We start from the raw sequence: 15,832 nt of genomic DNA on the forward strand, positions 1-15,832 counted from the left end.
TGCCAGCCTTGACCCTATGACCACACTTACCGCCCTTACCCAACTCCTCATCCAGCCCCCCGGCAGTTTCGCGTATCACCTCGTGCTCTTGTTTGCCATCGGGGGCACCCTGCAAGCCGCCTGGATTCAGTGGCAGCGCACGGCTTACCCTCAAACACGCCGCCTGTTGACCGGTTTGCTGCTCTTGCTGGGCGTGCGGCTGGCCTACTTCGCCGTGGGAGGGCTGGCGTGGCAAAATGTGCTCGCGCCGCATCTTGTCATTCCCATCGCCGACCGCGCCGCAGGGGCTTTCTCGCTGGTGCTCTTCGCCTGGCTCTGGGGTTTCCCGGAACGCCACCGCACCGGCGACGCGCTCTTGTTGGGCGGCATTGGGACAGTCGTGCTCGGCGTTGTCGCTTCTGTCATCATCTGGCCTTACTTCTCAGCCCGTTATTTCAACGGCTCGGTCGTTGACCTGGGCTGGAGCGGTTTCAACATCATGCTGGGGCTGGGCGGCTTTCTGCTGCTCGTGGAACGCCGCCCCAACGGGGCTACTGCGGGGAAAATTGCGCTGGGCATCCTCACTTTAGGCTACACCATCCACGCGCTGCTGCCGCCGCCCTCGGGCGACCTGGATGGCTATCTGCGCCTGGCCGAGATCGTGGCCTACCCCCTGCTCTTCAGCCTGCCCTACCGTTTTGCCGCACCTCTCCGGCGAGAAGTGCGCCCCATTCAAGTGCAACAGGCCACCGCACCGCCGCCTGATCGCGCGGCACAAGAGGCTTTGCTGGAATTATTGGGTACGCCCCCTGACGACGCCGAAGCCTGCCCCCGCATTGCCAAAACCGTCGCACTGTTGATGAAAGCCGACCTCTGTCTGGTCGTCACACCGCCGCGCAATGAACGACTGAGCATTGCCTGCGCTTACGACCTCATCCGCGAACAGGCTCTCAGCGGCACCTCCTTCCCGGCCCAGCAGGCCCCTATTTTGGTTGCTGCGATGACCCGCCGCCGCCCGCTGCGCCTTCCGGCCAGCAGCACCTCAGCCGACGCCCGCACCCTGACCGCGCTTCTGAGCCTCAACCGCAGTGGCCCCTTGCTGGCTGCCCCGCTGGATGGCGGTCCCGACCATCCCGTTCAAGGCAGCGTGGTGCTGCTTTCGGCCTACGCCCAACACTCATGGACCGCGGTCGAGCAGGAACGCCTGGCTGCCATCGCCCGTCACATCGGGCGCTGGCTGATCACCCACACACCCGCACCGCCGCCTTCCAGCGCCGAGCCTCAAGCCGAGCCCTCGGCCGAAATTACGGCGCGCCTGGCTGCTCTGGAAGAGCAGGTACTCGCCCTGACCGAAGAAAACGACGCCTTGCGCGCCCAGGCTTCCGAAGCCGCCCTGCTGCAAGACCGCCTGAAAGCGCTTGCTGCCGCCCACGAAGAAACCCAGCAAGTACTGGATGCGTTGGAAGCCGAAAACCGCCGCCTGCAAGCCGCGCTCGAAACCTCGGCCACCAAAGAGCAAATGACCGAGGAATACCATCAAAACCTCAAGGTGCTGCTTTCCAGCGCCCAAGACCTGCGCCAGCCTCTGGCTTCGCTCATGGGCTATGCCGACCTGCTGCTGGGCGAAAGCGTAGGCATTCTCGGCGCGCTGCAACGCCAGTTTGTGGAACGCATCCGCGCCAGCGCCGCCCGGATGGCACAGGCCGTGGACGACATGGTGCAGGCCCTTTCGCTGGAAACCGGCGGGCTGGAAATCAACCCACAGGAAATTGACCTCAACGAGGCGATCGACAACGCCCTCAGTCGCAACAGCGGTTTGTTGCGCGAAAAACGCCTTCTGCTGCGGGTAGACCTGCCTGAAACCCTTCCACCGGCGCGTCTGGATAGGGAAATGTTCCATCACATCCTCCATCACCTGCTGCGAAACGCCGCGCTGGCCTCGCCTGAAGAGAGCGAAATTCAGTTGCGCCTGAAAATCATGGAGGAAGAGGGAGAACGGTTGCTCATGCTCGAAGTCACCGACAGCGGCGGCGGCGTTGCCCCAGAAGACCTGCCACACGTGTTCTCGCGGCGGTATCGCACCACTTACCGCACCATTGACGGCCTGGGCGACAGCGGCCTGGGCATGCCGCTGGTGAAAGCCCTGGTGGAAGCCCTTCACGGGCGCATTTGGGCTGAGAGCACCGCGGGGCAGGGCACCACCTTTACCGTGCTTTTACCCTTGCCCCCAGTGGCCCAGCCTGCCCCGGCGGTGGCAGCCCCCTCTGAGGCCTCAAAAACGCCATGAAACCCTCCGGTTGGTTGGAAACCCTGAGTTACCTCGGCTTCACCGTCTTGTGGATTGCAGGCGCTCTCGGCGGGCTGTGGACGGTCAAAGCCGAAGATAGCATTCCGCGGCAAGGCAACGAGGCCAGCCAGCCGCGACAGGTCGTGCTGTTCAGCACCCCTATTCCGTTCCCCACGCTGGCCCCCACCGCCGCTGCAGGAGCGAAAGCCACACCGGCCCCCACGGCAACACCATCGTGTCATCCCCCGAAAGGCTGGCATGCCATCACCATCGCCGCGGGCGAAACGCTGAAAACCCTTGCCGCCCGCTATCACACCACCGCGGGTGCGCTGCAAAAAGCCAACTGCCTGCCCGCACCGGCATTAGTGGCCGGGACCACGCTGTTCGTGCCGTCGCGCCCCACCGCCACACCTCCGCCGCACCCCACCGCCACGGCGCCAGCCTGCGGCCCTCTCCCCGGCTGGGTAGAACACACCGTCCAGCCCGGCGAAAACCTGTACCGTATCAGTTTGGCCTACCGGGTCAGCATCGCACTGCTGTTGCGCGCCAACTGCCTGCCCGGCACCCTCATCTATGCGGGGGAACGCCTTTGGGTCCCCAATGTGCCCACCAGCACCCCGGCGTGGACGGCTACCGCCGTCGCCACCCCTACCCTCACTCCCACAGCCACTCCGACGGCCGTTGCCACCGCCACCCCTACGGCCTCGGCCACCGCGGCGGCTTCCCCCACCTCCACCGCCACCCCTACGCCAACAGCCACCGGTCCTACGCCCACGCCAACATCCACACCTACCCCCACGGCGACCGCAACGCCCACACCCACCCCCACCGCCACCAACACACCGCTGCCGCCGACCTCCACCCCCACCCCCTCGCCGACCAATACCCCCGTGCCGCCGACCAATACGCCCACGCCCACTCCCACCCCTACCCCCTGATACCATGCGCCTTCGCGCTCCCGTCCCGCCTCTCATTCGCCTGCTCTTCGCACTGGCAGCCCTGGCCATCGGGGGAATGCTGCTCCTCGGGGGCTGCAGGCTGCCCGGGTTTTCACCAGCGGGCCGCGCCACGGCATGGCCCATGACAGCCACCTGGACCCCCTTCGCCCCTCTTCCGCCCACAGCCACCTATTTACCCACCAGCACCCCCACACCCACCCCCACCCCTACGCCACCCCCTCCCCCCACCCCGCGGCCCACACCCCCCCCCAAAGGCTACCTCGGCCAACCCGTGCCGCCGCTGCCCCAGGCCCAAGGGCGCATCAACATCATGCTGCTGGGGTCTGATCGACGCCCCGACCACGTCGACTTCCGCACCGACGCTTTCATGCTGCTTTCCTACAACCCCAAAACCGGGGCCACCAGTATCATTTCCTTCCCGCGCGACACCTTTGTGTATCTTCCCGGCGTGGGCTACAACCGCATCAACACAGCGATGGAATTCGGCGGCTTCCCGCTGGTGCAGCGCACGCTGGAATACAACTTCGGCATCCGGCCTTCCCACTACATTCTGGTTGAATTTCGAGGCTTTGCTACCCTCATCGACCAGTTGGGGGGTGTTGACGTCGTCGTGCCCCACCAGTTATGCGACCGCCGCACCCATTACGGCGACCACTATTGCGTCGGGCCGGGCACGGTTCACATGGATGGCAGCCTGGCCCTGTGGTATGCGCGCTCGCGCATCACCACCAGCGATTTCGACCGTGCCCATCGCCAGCAGGCGCTGATTGTGGCCGTCATCCACAAACTGCTTTCCCTCAACGCCCTCGGCCAGGCGCCTTCCCTTTATCGCACTTACCGCCAAAGCGTGGAAACCGACATCAGCCTGGCGGCCTTCCTGAAAATGGTGGCCCAGGCGCGCCGTTTCCGCAGCGACGCCATCCGCGCCTACGTCATCCAGCCGCCCGCGCTGCAGCCGTGGATTACACCTCAGGGGGCTTATGTGCTGCTTCCACACCACGACGCCGTGCGCAGCATTTTAGAAACCGCACTCTCGCGGTAAAATGCTCACGCCACGCGTCACCACGACGCGCCCATTCGACACCCCCAACGACGCGACTTTTCCCCATGCCTCAACGTCTCAAATCGTTAGAACTCCAGGGCTACAAAACCTTTGCCAACCGCACCCGCTTTGAGTTTGGGCCACGGATTACGGCCATTGTAGGCCCCAACGGCTCCGGCAAATCCAACATTGCCGACGCCTTACGCTGGGTGTTGGGCGAGCAATCTTACGCGCTGCTGCGCGCCCATAAAACCGAAGACATGATTTTCGCCGGTTCGGCGCAGCGGCCCCGTGCGGGCATGGCCACCGCCACCGTCACCTTCGACAACGAAGACCACTGGCTGCCCATCGACTACACCGAAGTCGCCCTCACCCGCCGCGCGGCCCGCGACGGGCAGAACGTCTACCTGCTCAACGGGCAGCGGGTACGCCTGCGCGACCTGCGAGAACTTCTCGGCCATGCCGGGCTGAGCGAGCACACCTACACCTTCATCGGCCAAGGGCTGGTCGATGCCGCGCTGGCCCTGCGCCCCGACGAGCGCCGCCAAATGCTGGAAGGCGCCGCTGGCATCGGCGTTTACCGACAGCGCCGCGAAGAAACCTTGCGCCGCCTCGACACCACCCAACGCAACCTCGAGCGGGTGCAAGACATTCTGGCCGAACTGGAACCCCGCCTGCGCCGGCTGGAACGCCAGGCGCGCCGTTCGCGTGAAGCCGCCCAACTGCAAGCCGACCTGGAACTCATGCTGCGGGAATGGTACGGCTACCACTGGCACGCCGCCCAGCAGCGCCTGCACGAAGCCCGTCGCGTGGCCGTCCGCCAGGAAGCCCAGCGGCAGGAAGCCCTCAACCGCCAGCAGGCCAGCGCCCGCCAGATCGCCCGCCTGCGAGAAGAAATAACTGCCCAGCGGGAACGCCTGAACGCGCTGCACCGCGAACTGGCAGCCCACCACCGTCAGATGGAAACCCTGGCTCGCGAGGCCGCCGTGCTGGAAGAGCGCCGCCGCGCTTTGCAAACCCGTCGCGACGAATGGCTCTCTGAAGCCGAAGCCCTCGAAGCCCAAATTCGCGACCAGCAAACCCGCACCGCCGAAGCCGAAGCCGAGATCGCCCGACTGAAAGAACATCACACCCAGGCGCTGCAACAACGCGAGCAAGCCCGGCTCGCACTGGAAGACCTGCTCAAACGCCGCCGGGAAGCCCGCCGCGCCCTGGAAAAAGCGCAGCAAGCCCTCGAAGCCCTGACCCGCAAACAAGCCGCCCTCGAAGCCCGCCTTGACGATCTCACTCGCCGGCGCGAGCGCCTGCAGGTCGCCTACGCCCAGGCCCAACGGCAAACCGAAGCCCTGCAAACCGCCTTCCAGAAAGCCCAACACGCCCTGAGCGAGGCTACCCACGCGCGCGAAGCCGCCGAAGCCCGCCGCGCCGCGGCCCAGGCCGCCCTCGAAGAAGCCCTCCAGGCCCAACGTACCGCCGAAGCCGAGGCCCGCGAAGCCCGCCGCGCCTACGACCGCCTGCAAGCCGACCTGGCCGCCCTGCAAGCCAAAGCCCGCGTCCTCGCCGAAGCCGAAACCAACCTCACCGGCTACGCCGAAGGCACCCGCTGGCTGGTCGCAGAGGGCCGCAAAAAGCGCCTGCCCCTCAAAGGTGCCCTCGGGCAGCACCTGCAAGTACCTGCCGAACTCGAAACGGCCATCGCCGCAGCCCTGGATCGCTTTACCGAAGCCGTGCTGCTGGAAAGCGGCCTCGATGCCACCCCCCTCGACCTCAGCCGAGATGCCCCTGCCCGTACGGTGCTGCTGCCTTTACACGCGCTGCGCCCCGCGACCCCCCTCCAGGCGCCCGACGACCCCGACATTCTCGGCATCGCCTCTCGGCACGTGCGGGCCGAAGAAGCCTTCCGCCCGGCCGTAGAAGCCCTGCTGGGGCGCGTGCTCCTTGCCCGCAACCGCGAAGCCGCCTTGCGCGCCTTGCCCCACCTGCCACCCGACGCGTGGGTCGTGACCCTCGAGGGGGAAGCCTTTTCACCGCAGGGCATCGTGAGCACCGGGAAACCCACCCGCGGCGCGGCCCTGCGGCGCACACGCGAGCGCCGCGAAATTGCCGCCCGGCTGGAAACCCTGCAAGCCCGCGCCGAGCGCCAGGCTGCCGCGCTGGAAAGCGCCGAAAAAGCCGCTGCCCAGGCGCGCACCAACGCACAAACCGCCGCCGAAAACCTTTCCCAGGCCCAGCAAGAAGAGCGCGCCGCTGCCCAGGCCGAGCGCCGCGCCCAGCAAGAGGCCCAAAAAGCCCAGCGGGCGCTGGAAGTGCACCAGAACGAACTGCAACGACGGCAAGCCGAACTCGAAGCACTGGAAAAAGAAGCCGCCGAGTTACAGCACCAACGCCAAACCCTGGAAACCGACTTCCAGGCAGCGCGCCAAACCCTGCGCGACCGGCGCCGCGCCCTCCAGACCCTCGACACCAGCGAAGCCAACGCCCAGGAAGCCCACTGGAGCACCCAGGTTGCCCTGGCCGCCCAGGCCCTGGAAGCCGCCCGCCGACGCCTGAAAGAGCAGCAACGCGCTCTGGAAACCTTGCAACAGCGGCGACAAGCGCGCCAAAAACGGCTGGCAGAAGCCGCCGAGCAAATTGCCGCCTTCGAAGCCGAACACACCCGACAACAGGCTGAAATCCAGCGGCTCGAAGCCGAAATCGCGCGGCTCAATGCCCAAATTTCGCCCCTGCAAGAAACGCTGCAAGCCGCACAACAACGCCTCGACGCCCTTGAAGCCGAAGCCGAGCGCCTTGCCCAGGCCGTCCACATCGCCGAGCGCCACCACACCCAGGCGCAACTGGCGCTGACCCGCGCCCAGGAAGCCCTCGACAACCTCCGCCGGCGCATGGAAGAAGACCTCGGCCCCGTAGCACTGGAATACCAGCCCCACGTGGCCGGTCCCCAACCCCTGCCCCTGGAAGGCATGGTTGCCCATCTGCCGCGAGTGGCTTCCCTACCCGAAGGGTTAGAGCAACGCATCAAAGAGCGCCGCGCTCAACTGCGCAGGCTGGGGCCGGTCAACCCTGAAGCCGAACAGGAATATCAGGAGGTGAAGGAACGCTACGACTTCCTCACCACCCAGTTGGAAGACTTGCACAAAGCCGAAGCCGACATCCGGCAGGTGATTGCCGAACTGGAAAAACTGATGGAAGAGGCCTTCCGCAAGACCTACGCCGTGGTCAACCGGGAGTTCAGCGCCATCTTCACCCGCCTGTTCGGAGGCGGCAGCGCCCACCTGGTGCTTACCGAAGCCGAAGACATCACCCGCACCGGTGTGGAAATCGAAGCCCGCCTGCCGGGCAAGCGCACCCAGCGCCTCGCCATGCTTTCCGGCGGCGAGCGCAGCCTGACCGCCGTGGCGCTCATCTTCGCCTTGCTGAAAGCCTCCCCCACCCCATTCTGCGTGCTCGACGAAGTGGACGCCATGTTAGACGAAGCCAACGTCGGCCGCTTCCGCGACCTGCTGGAAGAGCTCAGCGCACACACCCAATTCATCATCATTACCCACAACCGCAACACCGTGCAAGCCGCCGAGGTGATTTACGGCATCACCCTTGCCGCCGATGCCACCTCGCAGGTGATGAGCCTGAAACTGGACGAAGTTGCCAAAATGAAAGGGCTGCGGTAAATACCGCCCCTGCTGGTATAATCTGCCCCATGAGCAACAACATCTTTGCCAAATGGAAACAGGGGTTAGCCCGCACGCGCAAAACCGCCTTCGGGCGCATTGCCACGCTGTTGGGCGCAACCGAAATCACCGAAGAAACCTGGGACGAACTGGAAGCCCTGCTCATCCAGGCCGACCTGGGCGTAGAAACCGCGCTGGAAGTGGTTGAAGCCCTGCGGGAAATCACGGCTCGCGAGGCGCTGGTGCGCAGCGACGAACTGGAAGAAACCCTGCATACCGAACTGCGCCGCCGCCTGCAAACGCCCCCCACCCTCACGTGGGAAAACCAGCCCAGCGTCGTCCTGCTGGTCGGCGTCAACGGCTCGGGCAAAACCACCACCGCGGCCAAACTGGCGTGGCGCTACACGCGCGAAGGCAAAAGTGTGATGCTCGCCGCTGCCGACACCTTTCGCGCCGCTGCTATTGACCAGTTGAAGACCTGGGGCGAGCGGCTCAACGTGCCGGTCATCGCGGGGCAACCCGGGGGTGATCCCGGCGCCATCACCTACGATGCCGTGCAGGCCGCCCGCGCTCGCAACACCGACATCCTCTTTGTCGATACCGCTGGACGCCTGCACACCCGCTTCAACCTGATGGAAGAACTCAAAAAAGTACGCCGTGTGGCCCACAAAGCCCTGCCCGGCGCACCGCATCATGTCTGGCTGGTGATGGATGCCACCACCGGCCAAAACGCCCTCCAGCAGGCCAAAGCCTTCAAAGAAGCTGTCGGTGTCACCGGCGTCGTGCTGGCCAAACTGGATTCGTCGGCAAAAGGCGGCATGGCTTTTGCCATCCAGCGCGAACTGGGGCTGCCTATTCTGTTTGCGGGGCTGGGTGAAAAGCCCGAAGACCTTGCCCCCTTTGACCCTGAAGCCTTTGTGGCCGGTATCCTTAACGCCGAGTAGGCTCCAGCCCCACGCGCCCATCGCGAGGGCTTTGCCCCTTTCAGGGCCCCACGCCTTGCTTCGCTTTTATTTTCTTTCAGGACAGACCTCATGAACACCCCTAACCTGCTGCAACGAATGGGCAATGCCATTGTTCGTTTCGTGAACCGTCTGGCCACACCCTCACCCCATCTGAGCGATCCGGAAGACCGTCTGCGCGCCCGCACCCTCGCCTTCACCAGCATCGGCACGTTGGTCGTCATCATCCTGCCAGCCATCCTTCGTGTCACCCTTTGGAACACCCCTCAACCTATTCGCTGGTATGTCTATTTCACCACGCTGGCTGTGCTGGCGGCCTATTCCCTCAGCCGCACACGCCGTTACCGGTGGGGGCTATACCTGACTGTTCTCACCTACAGTCTTGGCTCCGTCGTCATCAGCCTGAGCACCCCCGACCTCTCCGAAAGCACCTACGTGCTCACAGCAGCATGGAACCTGGGCGCTATCATCATCGCGGGTTTGTTGCTTTCCCGACGGCAGTTCCTGCGCGTCATCGCCGTCAACGTCTTCCTGCTGAGCATTCCCAGTCTGGCCGGGCGGGCGCCATGGGGCTGGTACGGCGATATGACCCTGGTCTTTCTGGCCGAAGCCGCTCTCCTCTTCGGCATTGCCGGTGCAAGCCAGCGGCACGCCCACGAGATGGCAAAAAGCGAGCAGCGTTTTCGAGAGCTCCTCAACAGCACCCTGGAAGCCCTGGTCATCCACGATGGTGTCCACATTCTGGCCGTCAACCCGGCCTTCGAAAGGATGTTCCGCTGCCCCGAGGAACAAGCCGTTGGCCGCGTCCCAATGGAATTCGTCGCCCCCGAAGCCCGCGATGCAGCCTGGGAAGCCTTCCTGAAAAACTTCGACAAACCCAATGCCATCATTCGCTCCACGGCATTGCGTTGCGATGGCACCCGCTTCGAAGCCGAAGCCAGCCTTGGTATGGTTACCTACGAAAGGCAAAGCGTCCTGGCTTTGAGCGTGCGCGACGTCTCCCGGCGTGTAGCCGCCGAAGCCGAACTGCGCAAACTTTCCCGAGCGCTGGAACAAAGCGCCCATGGGGTGGTCATCACCAATCCGCAAGGGGTGATCGAGTACGTCAACCCGGCTTTCACCCAAATGACCGGCTACACCGCCAAAGAAGCCATCGGGCAAACGCCTCGCATCCTCAAGTCGGGCAAACACCCCACCGAGTTCTATGCCGAGCTGTGGGAAACCATCCGCAGCGGGGAAACATGGCAAGGCGAAGTCGTCAACCGTCGCAAAGACGGCACCCTCTACTGGGAATCCCAAACCATCACTCCTGTCTTCAACGAAGACGGCAAAATTACCCACTACGTCGCCATCAAGCAAGACATCACTAAACGCAAAGAAAACGAAGAAAAAATCCGAAAACTGCAACGCGCCATCGAGCAAAGTGCCCACAGCGTGGTCATCACCGACCGCACCGGCACCATCGAATACGTCAACCCCGCGTTCACGCAAGTCACGGGTTACACCGCCGAAGAAGCCATCGGGCAAAATCCTCGCATTCTCAAGTCGGGCAAACACCCTCGCACCTTCTACCAACACCTCTGGAACACCATCCAGCGCGGCGAAATCTGGCACGGCGAGTTCATCAACCGCCGCAAAGACGGCAGCCTCTACTGGGAACGCGCCAGCATCTCCCCCGTCAAAGACGACGACGGCCACATCACCCACTTCGTAGCCGTCAAAGAAGACATTACCCAACAAAAAGAACTGGAAGCGGAACTCCAACGCGCTCGCGACGAAGCCCTGGAAGCCAACAGGCTCAAAACCCAATTGCTCGGCAACGTCAGCCACGACATGCGCACCCCTTTGGGCGGCATCCTCGGGTATAGCGAAATGCTGCTCGAAGGCGCCTTGGGCGAACTTTCCTCCGAGCAACGCAAAGCCATTCTTCACATCCTGCAAAGCACCCAGCAACTCATTGACTTTACCAACGACCTGCTCAACCAGGCCGAACTGGAAAGCGGCCGCCTGCGCCTGCACATCACCAAATTCCCGCCGCACGAACTGCTCAAAACCATCTCGGCAACGCAATCGATTGCCGAAGCCAAGGGCGTGCACGTCCACATTGAAACCGACCCCAACCTTCCCGAAACCATCTACGGCGATCCCTATTGGCTGCGTCAAATCCTCGCCAACCTGTTGGGAAACGCGGTAAAATTTACAGAAGAGGGGCACATTTGGGTGCGGTTGCTGGGGCTGGAAGACGAGCACTGGGCCATCCAGGTCGAAGACACCGGCGTCGGCATTCCCCTCGAAGCCCAAAAACACATCTTTGAACCCTTCCGCCAGGTGGACGGGAGCCCCACGCGCCGTTACAAAGGCTCGGGCCTGGGGCTTTCCATCGTGAAACAGTTGGTCGATCTCATGCACGGCGAAATTCGGCTGGAAAGCGAGCCCGGCAAAGGCAGCAAATTCACAGTCATCCTTCCCTGTCAGTCCACGCTCACCGAGGAGCAAGCCCCATGAGCATCCCCAAACCCCTTGCCCTTGTTGTTGAAGACGACCAAACCCAGGCCGAAATCTTCGTGACGGCGCTTTCCCAGGCCGGCTACGAGGTCACTCACATCGACAGTGGTCAGGCGGCCATAGACTACCTCAACGAGCACAGCCCGCTGCTGGTGCTGCTTGACCTCCACCTGCCCGAAGTAGCAGGCACTGCCATTCTGCAACACATCCGCCAGCGGAAGCACCTTGCCCACACGCGCGTCATGTTGGCTACCGCCGACCCGCGCCTGGCCGAAACGGTGCGCGCCGACAGCGACCTGGTGCTCATCAAACCGGTCAGTTTTACCCAGTTGCGCGCGCTGGCTCACCGCATGCTCCCTACTGAATAATCCCCTTTCCCTCAAAAGGCTTATGGACGATCTCACACAACGCCTCCACGCCCTGGAAACCCGCCTGCGCGACCTTCGGGGGCGTCTTTGACCTGGACGAAAAGCAAAGCCGCCTCGCAGCCGTAGAAGCCGAGGCCAGCGCCCCTGATCTGTGGGATAACCCCCAGCGCGCTCAGCGCCTCATGCGGGAAATGGCCGCCTTGCGCGAAGTGGTAGAAAGTTTCCGCAGCCTCGAAACCCGCATCGCCGACGCGCTGGAACTGGCTTCCTGGGGAGAAGACGACCTGCAAAGCGAACTGGAAGCCGAAGCCGAAGCGCTGGAAAAAGCCATTGGCGAAGCCGAACTACGCGCCATGCTCTCCGGCCCTTACGACCACAACAACGCCATCCTCGCCATTCATGCCGGGGCAGGCGGCACCGACGCTCACGACTGGGCCGAGATGCTCCAGCGCATGTACCTCCGCTGGGCGGAAAAACACGGCTATCAAACCGAAATCCTCGACTACACCCCCGGCGAAGAGGCCGGCACCAAAAGCGTGACCATCGCGGTCAACGGCCCCAACGCTTACGGCTATTTGCACTCCGAAAGGGGAACTCACCGTCTCGTGCGGCTCTCCCCCTTCGATGCTGCCCACCGTCGCCACACCTCTTTCGCGCTGGTCGAAGTGCTGCCCCAGGTGGAAGACGACCTGGAGGTGGAAATCAACCCTAAAGACATCCGCATGGACACTTTCAAGGCTGCAGGGGCAGGCGGCCAAAACGTCCAGAAAAACGCCACCGCGGTACGCATCACCCACATTCCCACCGGCATCGTGGTTTCCTGCCAGAACGAGCGCTCACTCACCCAAAACAAAGAGAACGCCCTCAAAGTGCTCAAAGCCCGCCTGCTGGAAATCAAACAGCGGGAACAGGCCGAAAAAATGGCCGCCATCAAGGGCGAATACCAGAAAGCCGAATGGGGCAGCCAGATCCGCTCATACGTGCTGCACCCCTACCAGATGGTGAAAGACCACCGCACCGGCTACGAGGTCGGCAACACCCAGGCCGTGCTCGACGGCGACCTGGACGGCTTTATCGAAGCCTATCTCAAGCAGGCCAAAGGGGAATAACCACCCCTGCTCCTGCCCGGCCTCAGCCAGCAATCGGGCGGCGCCGCGTGCAGCGCCGCCCTTGACCGTTAAAAAGCCAGCGGGGAAAAATCGGTCTGCCGGTCGAAGACGTCCATCCCCTCGGCACGTTTCAGGCCGTTGGCCACCACATAGGTCAACGGCGTGGCCAGGGTTTCATAAGCCACCTTCACCAGCCACTGAGAAACCACCGCCTGCAACAGCCCGGCAGCCGGAATGATGCCGTAAAAGGCCAGGGTGATGAACGTCGCCGAATCCACGCCCTCCCCCACAATGGTGGAAGAAATCGTGCGCAGCCACAGCCAGCGCCCTTCGGTGCGTACTTTCAGTTTGGCCATCACGTAGGCGTTGAGAAATTCACCTACCAGGTAAGCCGCGAAGGAAGCCGCCAGCAGCCGCGGCGTGAAGCCAAACAGCGCCCGAAAAGCCGCGTCGGCGGCAGCCGCCGAGCCCAAACCGACGTTCCAGAACGGCGCGGCGGGCAAACGCGCCGCCACCCAGATGGCCCCCACCGCCAGCAGATTGGCCGCAAAGCCCGTCCAAATCATGCGCCGGGCTGCCGCATAGCCATACACTTCGGTCACCACATCGCCGAGGATGTAAGCCAGCGGGAAAAGCACCACCGCCGCGGGCAGCACCAGCCCCGCCACCAGCACCAGTTTCACCGCGATGATGTTCGAAACCACCAGAATCACCGCGAACAGTCCCACCAACGCGGGATAATAGCGGGGCTGGCGTGGCGTCGTTTGGCCGTGCGCCGTCCCGCCTGCGGTGGCAGCGCCTTGCGAAAATCTCGCCTCGTGCCATCGGGTTTCAGGCACCATCTTTCTCCTCATTGGGGGCTTTGAGCGTACGGCGACGAGTCGCCTGTCCTGAGTGCATCGAAGAGCCGCTTTCCAAAGCGGTGCCGAGGCACCGCATTCCCAAAAAACAGCCCCACCGCGGCCTGCCTAAAACCTTACCATCGCGGCGACGGCCTCTTTGGCTTCCGGCGTCTTGACGTGCTCGGCGCTCACGGTGATGGCGATGCCGCCGCGGATGTTGAACTCGCCCACCACGCGAATGTAATGCGGGTCGAGCACATTCACCAGGTCGTCCAAAATCGTGTTCACCACATGCTCGTGGAACACGCCTTCGTTGCGGTACGACCAGAGGTAAAGTTTGTACGACTTGGATTCCACGATTTTCTGGTCGGGCACGTAGGCCACCCGGATGGTGGCAAAATCGGGCTGGCCGGTGACCGGGCACAGGCAGGTGAACTCGCTGGTTTCCAGCGTCACCAGGTAATAGCGCCCCGGTGTGCGGTTGGGGAAAGCCTCCAGTTTCTTGCTCGGCTGGGCTTTGCGCCCCAGCAGGGTAATATCCTTCAAATCTTCAGGCTGTGTCATCGGCATGATTCATCCTCCTGACTCGCAACTCGCCATTCGCTATTCGCCCCGCTCCCCCGCCGCGGCCTCCACCCGTTCCACCAGGCGGCAAAAGGCGCATTTGCCGGGGGCGGTGGTCGGCTGGCCGCAGACCGGGCAGGTATGCAGGGCTTCCGCCACCTCTTCGGCCACGTCGGCAAACAGCCCCTCTTTTTTGGCCTTGAGGAAGCCCAGATAGAACTGCAATTTCGCCCCGGGGCGGTCGGCTTCCAGTTTGTTGAGCAGTTGTTTGTAGTAAATGGACTTCGCCCCCACCGAGAAGGGGCATTCCTCGTAGATGTAGCGGATGCCGCGCAAGAGCGCGTAGGCCGCGGTTTCCCGCTCGTAGAAGCGGAAGAGCGGCTTGACCTTGCGCGCCAGCCCGGGGGAAGCCGGCAACACCGGCCCCTGCCGCTGCAAATACCCCGCCGCCCAGGTGAGGGTGTTGCCGAAGAGCACCGCGGCTTCGTCATCCAGATTGTGGCCGGTGGCGAGCAGATTGTAGCCCAGGTCGCGGGCAATGCGGTTCATCTCGTGGCGCTTGACCAGGCCACAGACCGAGCAGGGCTTCCCCTTGCCGCGATGGGTGAGTTTCGCCATTTCGGGGATGCTCGCGCCGTATTCCGCAGGCACGTTCACAATGTGCAGGGTGAGCCCCCGTCCTTCGGCAAACGCCCGCGTGAGCGCCTTCGACTGGCTGGAATAGCCAAAGCCGCCGTCGATGCCCAAATCAATGTAAAGCCCGTCGGCCTGGTAGCCCAGCCGCCAGAGCACATCCCACAGCGCCAGCGAATCTTTGCCGCCCGAAACGGCCACCAGCACTTTGTCGTCGCGCCCAAACATGTGATATTTCTTGATAAAGCGCTCGGTCTGGGCAACAAACCATTCCAGATAATGTTCCTTGCACAGCGCCAGTTTGTGATGGCGCATGTTGATGACGGCCTTCTGGCCGCATTTTCGGCAGCGCATGGAGTTAGTCCTGTAGTCGGGTGGTCAGGTAGTCGGGTAGTCGGGTAGTCAGGTGGTCAGGTAGTCGAGTGGTCGCGTCGTCGGGAAAGCCGCGGAAATCGGGGAGTTAGCCGCCGGAGATGACCGCGACCAGGCGGATGACGTCGCCATCTTTCAGATGGGTGTCTTCGGTCACCAGTTCACCGTCTTTAGTGGGAATGACCTCTTCCAGCGGGATTTCCAACTGTTTGAGGGCCTGCTTGATGGTGATGCCGTGGGGCACTTCGTAAGTTTTACCGCGCAGAAGCAACTTCGCGGGCATGAACGACCTCCTGGGGGAAATTAGGACAGGCCGCAGGATTTTAACCGCGGCGGGGAAGAATGTCAAAGAAAATCAGAGGGCGGAGCCAGCAACGCCCACCGTCGAGCAATGGGGGAACGAAAAAGGAGGATGCCCCTGGAGCCAGCCGCAATTCGCACGCCCAAACCGCCCTCGCCACTCCAAAAGGCGCCTTGCATAGCGAAATATACCACTTTTCGCGAAACTCAGCATGAAACGGCTACACACCCCCACCACCTTGACT

At 63.2% G+C, this 15,832-nt stretch carries 12 protein-coding genes; 8 read left to right on the plus strand and 4 right to left on the minus strand.

The window, feature by feature from the left end; translation table 11 throughout:
• The first annotated feature begins 16 nt into the window (after positions 1 to 16).
• From ENJ54_06850 to prfB, 8 genes are all read left to right on the plus strand, one after another.
• A complete protein-coding gene (locus ENJ54_06850; GenBank protein ID HFC09551.1) occupies positions 17 to 2,266 on the plus strand; it encodes a hypothetical protein in 2,250 nt (749 codons plus the stop codon).
• On the plus strand, positions 2,263 to 3,204 hold the full coding sequence (locus tag ENJ54_06855) for a LysM peptidoglycan-binding domain-containing protein (GenBank protein ID HFC09552.1): 942 nt from the start codon (positions 2,263 to 2,265) through the stop codon (positions 3,202 to 3,204). Before ENJ54_06850 ends, ENJ54_06855 begins: the two co-directional genes overlap by 4 nt.
• 142 nt (positions 3,205 to 3,346) lie before the next feature.
• On the plus strand, positions 3,347 to 4,267 hold the full coding sequence (locus tag ENJ54_06860) for a LytR family transcriptional regulator (GenBank protein ID HFC09553.1): 921 nt from the start codon (positions 3,347 to 3,349) through the stop codon (positions 4,265 to 4,267).
• A 65-nt stretch (positions 4,268 to 4,332) separates the two neighbouring features.
• The gene (gene smc / locus ENJ54_06865) at positions 4,333 to 7,932 is read left to right on the plus strand and encodes a chromosome segregation protein SMC (protein ID HFC09554.1); all 3,600 of its coding nucleotides are present in this window, start codon (positions 4,333 to 4,335) and stop codon (positions 7,930 to 7,932) included.
• 29 nt (positions 7,933 to 7,961) lie between these two features.
• Positions 7,962 to 8,876, plus strand: a complete 915-nt coding sequence (ftsY, locus tag ENJ54_06870) for a signal recognition particle-docking protein FtsY (protein HFC09555.1) — start codon at positions 7,962 to 7,964, stop codon at positions 8,874 to 8,876.
• A gap of 90 nt (positions 8,877 to 8,966) precedes the next feature.
• On the plus strand, positions 8,967 to 11,399 hold the full coding sequence (locus tag ENJ54_06875) for a PAS domain S-box protein (protein ID HFC09556.1): 2,433 nt from the start codon (positions 8,967 to 8,969) through the stop codon (positions 11,397 to 11,399).
• Complete coding sequence (locus tag ENJ54_06880) at positions 11,396 to 11,767, plus strand: response regulator (protein ID HFC09557.1); 372 nt, start codon at positions 11,396 to 11,398, stop codon at positions 11,765 to 11,767. Before ENJ54_06875 ends, ENJ54_06880 begins: the two co-directional genes overlap by 4 nt.
• Positions 11,768 to 11,789: 22 nt before the next feature.
• Positions 11,790 to 12,876 (plus strand): peptide chain release factor 2 gene (gene prfB, locus ENJ54_06885; GenBank protein ID HFC09558.1). Its coding sequence is split into 2 segments (ribosomal slippage): positions 11,790 to 11,840 and positions 11,842 to 12,876, totalling 1,086 coding nucleotides; the frame shifts between segments, so codons are not numbered across the junction.
• 68 nt (positions 12,877 to 12,944) lie between these two features.
• Here prfB and ENJ54_06890 read toward each other — a convergent pair.
• The 4 genes from ENJ54_06890 to ENJ54_06905 form a co-directional block, all read right to left on the minus strand.
• Entirely contained in the window at positions 12,945 to 13,718 is a 774-nt protein-coding gene (locus ENJ54_06890; GenBank protein ID HFC09559.1) for a VUT family protein, read from the minus strand.
• Between the two features lie 126 nt (positions 13,719 to 13,844).
• The gene (queF, locus tag ENJ54_06895; GenBank protein ID HFC09560.1) at positions 13,845 to 14,282 is read right to left on the minus strand and encodes an NADPH-dependent 7-cyano-7-deazaguanine reductase QueF; all 438 of its coding nucleotides are present in this window, start codon (positions 14,280 to 14,282) and stop codon (positions 13,845 to 13,847) included.
• 39 nt (positions 14,283 to 14,321) lie between these two features.
• Positions 14,322 to 15,269 carry an adenine nucleotide alpha hydrolase family protein gene (locus ENJ54_06900; protein ID HFC09561.1) on the minus strand — a complete coding sequence of 316 codons (948 nt, stop codon included), beginning with the start codon at positions 15,267 to 15,269 and terminating at the stop codon, positions 14,322 to 14,324.
• A gap of 106 nt (positions 15,270 to 15,375) precedes the next feature.
• Positions 15,376 to 15,570 (minus strand): MoaD/ThiS family protein, encoded by a 195-nt coding sequence (locus ENJ54_06905; GenBank protein HFC09562.1) that lies wholly within the window; start codon positions 15,568 to 15,570, stop codon positions 15,376 to 15,378.
• Between the last annotated feature and the right edge of the window lie 262 nt (positions 15,571 to 15,832).

The organism is Chloroflexota bacterium, from assembly GCA_011322445.1.
Taxonomy (GTDB): domain Bacteria; phylum Chloroflexota; class Anaerolineae; order Anaerolineales; family DRMV01; genus DRMV01.

Bases quoted from the DNA above. Each gene is read 5' to 3' on its own strand.
- ENJ54_06850 (HFC09551.1), top strand. From the start codon at position 17: ATGACCACACTTACCGCCCTTACCCAACTCCTCATCCAGCCCCCCGGC.
- ENJ54_06855 (HFC09552.1), top strand. From the start codon at position 2,263: ATGAAACCCTCCGGTTGGTTGGAAACCCTGAGTTACCTCGGCTTCACC.
- ENJ54_06860 (HFC09553.1), top strand. From the start codon at position 3,347: ATGACAGCCACCTGGACCCCCTTCGCCCCTCTTCCGCCCACAGCCACC.
- smc (HFC09554.1), top strand. From the start codon at position 4,333: ATGCCTCAACGTCTCAAATCGTTAGAACTCCAGGGCTACAAAACCTTT.
- ftsY (HFC09555.1), top strand. From the start codon at position 7,962: ATGAGCAACAACATCTTTGCCAAATGGAAACAGGGGTTAGCCCGCACG.
- ENJ54_06875 (HFC09556.1), top strand. From the start codon at position 8,967: ATGAACACCCCTAACCTGCTGCAACGAATGGGCAATGCCATTGTTCGT.
- ENJ54_06880 (HFC09557.1), top strand. From the start codon at position 11,396: ATGAGCATCCCCAAACCCCTTGCCCTTGTTGTTGAAGACGACCAAACC.
- ENJ54_06890 (HFC09559.1), bottom strand. From the start codon at position 13,718: ATGGTGCCTGAAACCCGATGGCACGAGGCGAGATTTTCGCAAGGCGCT.
- queF (HFC09560.1), bottom strand. From the start codon at position 14,282: ATGACACAGCCTGAAGATTTGAAGGATATTACCCTGCTGGGGCGCAAA.
- ENJ54_06900 (HFC09561.1), bottom strand. From the start codon at position 15,269: ATGCGCTGCCGAAAATGCGGCCAGAAGGCCGTCATCAACATGCGCCAT.
- ENJ54_06905 (HFC09562.1), bottom strand. From the start codon at position 15,570: ATGCCCGCGAAGTTGCTTCTGCGCGGTAAAACTTACGAAGTGCCCCAC.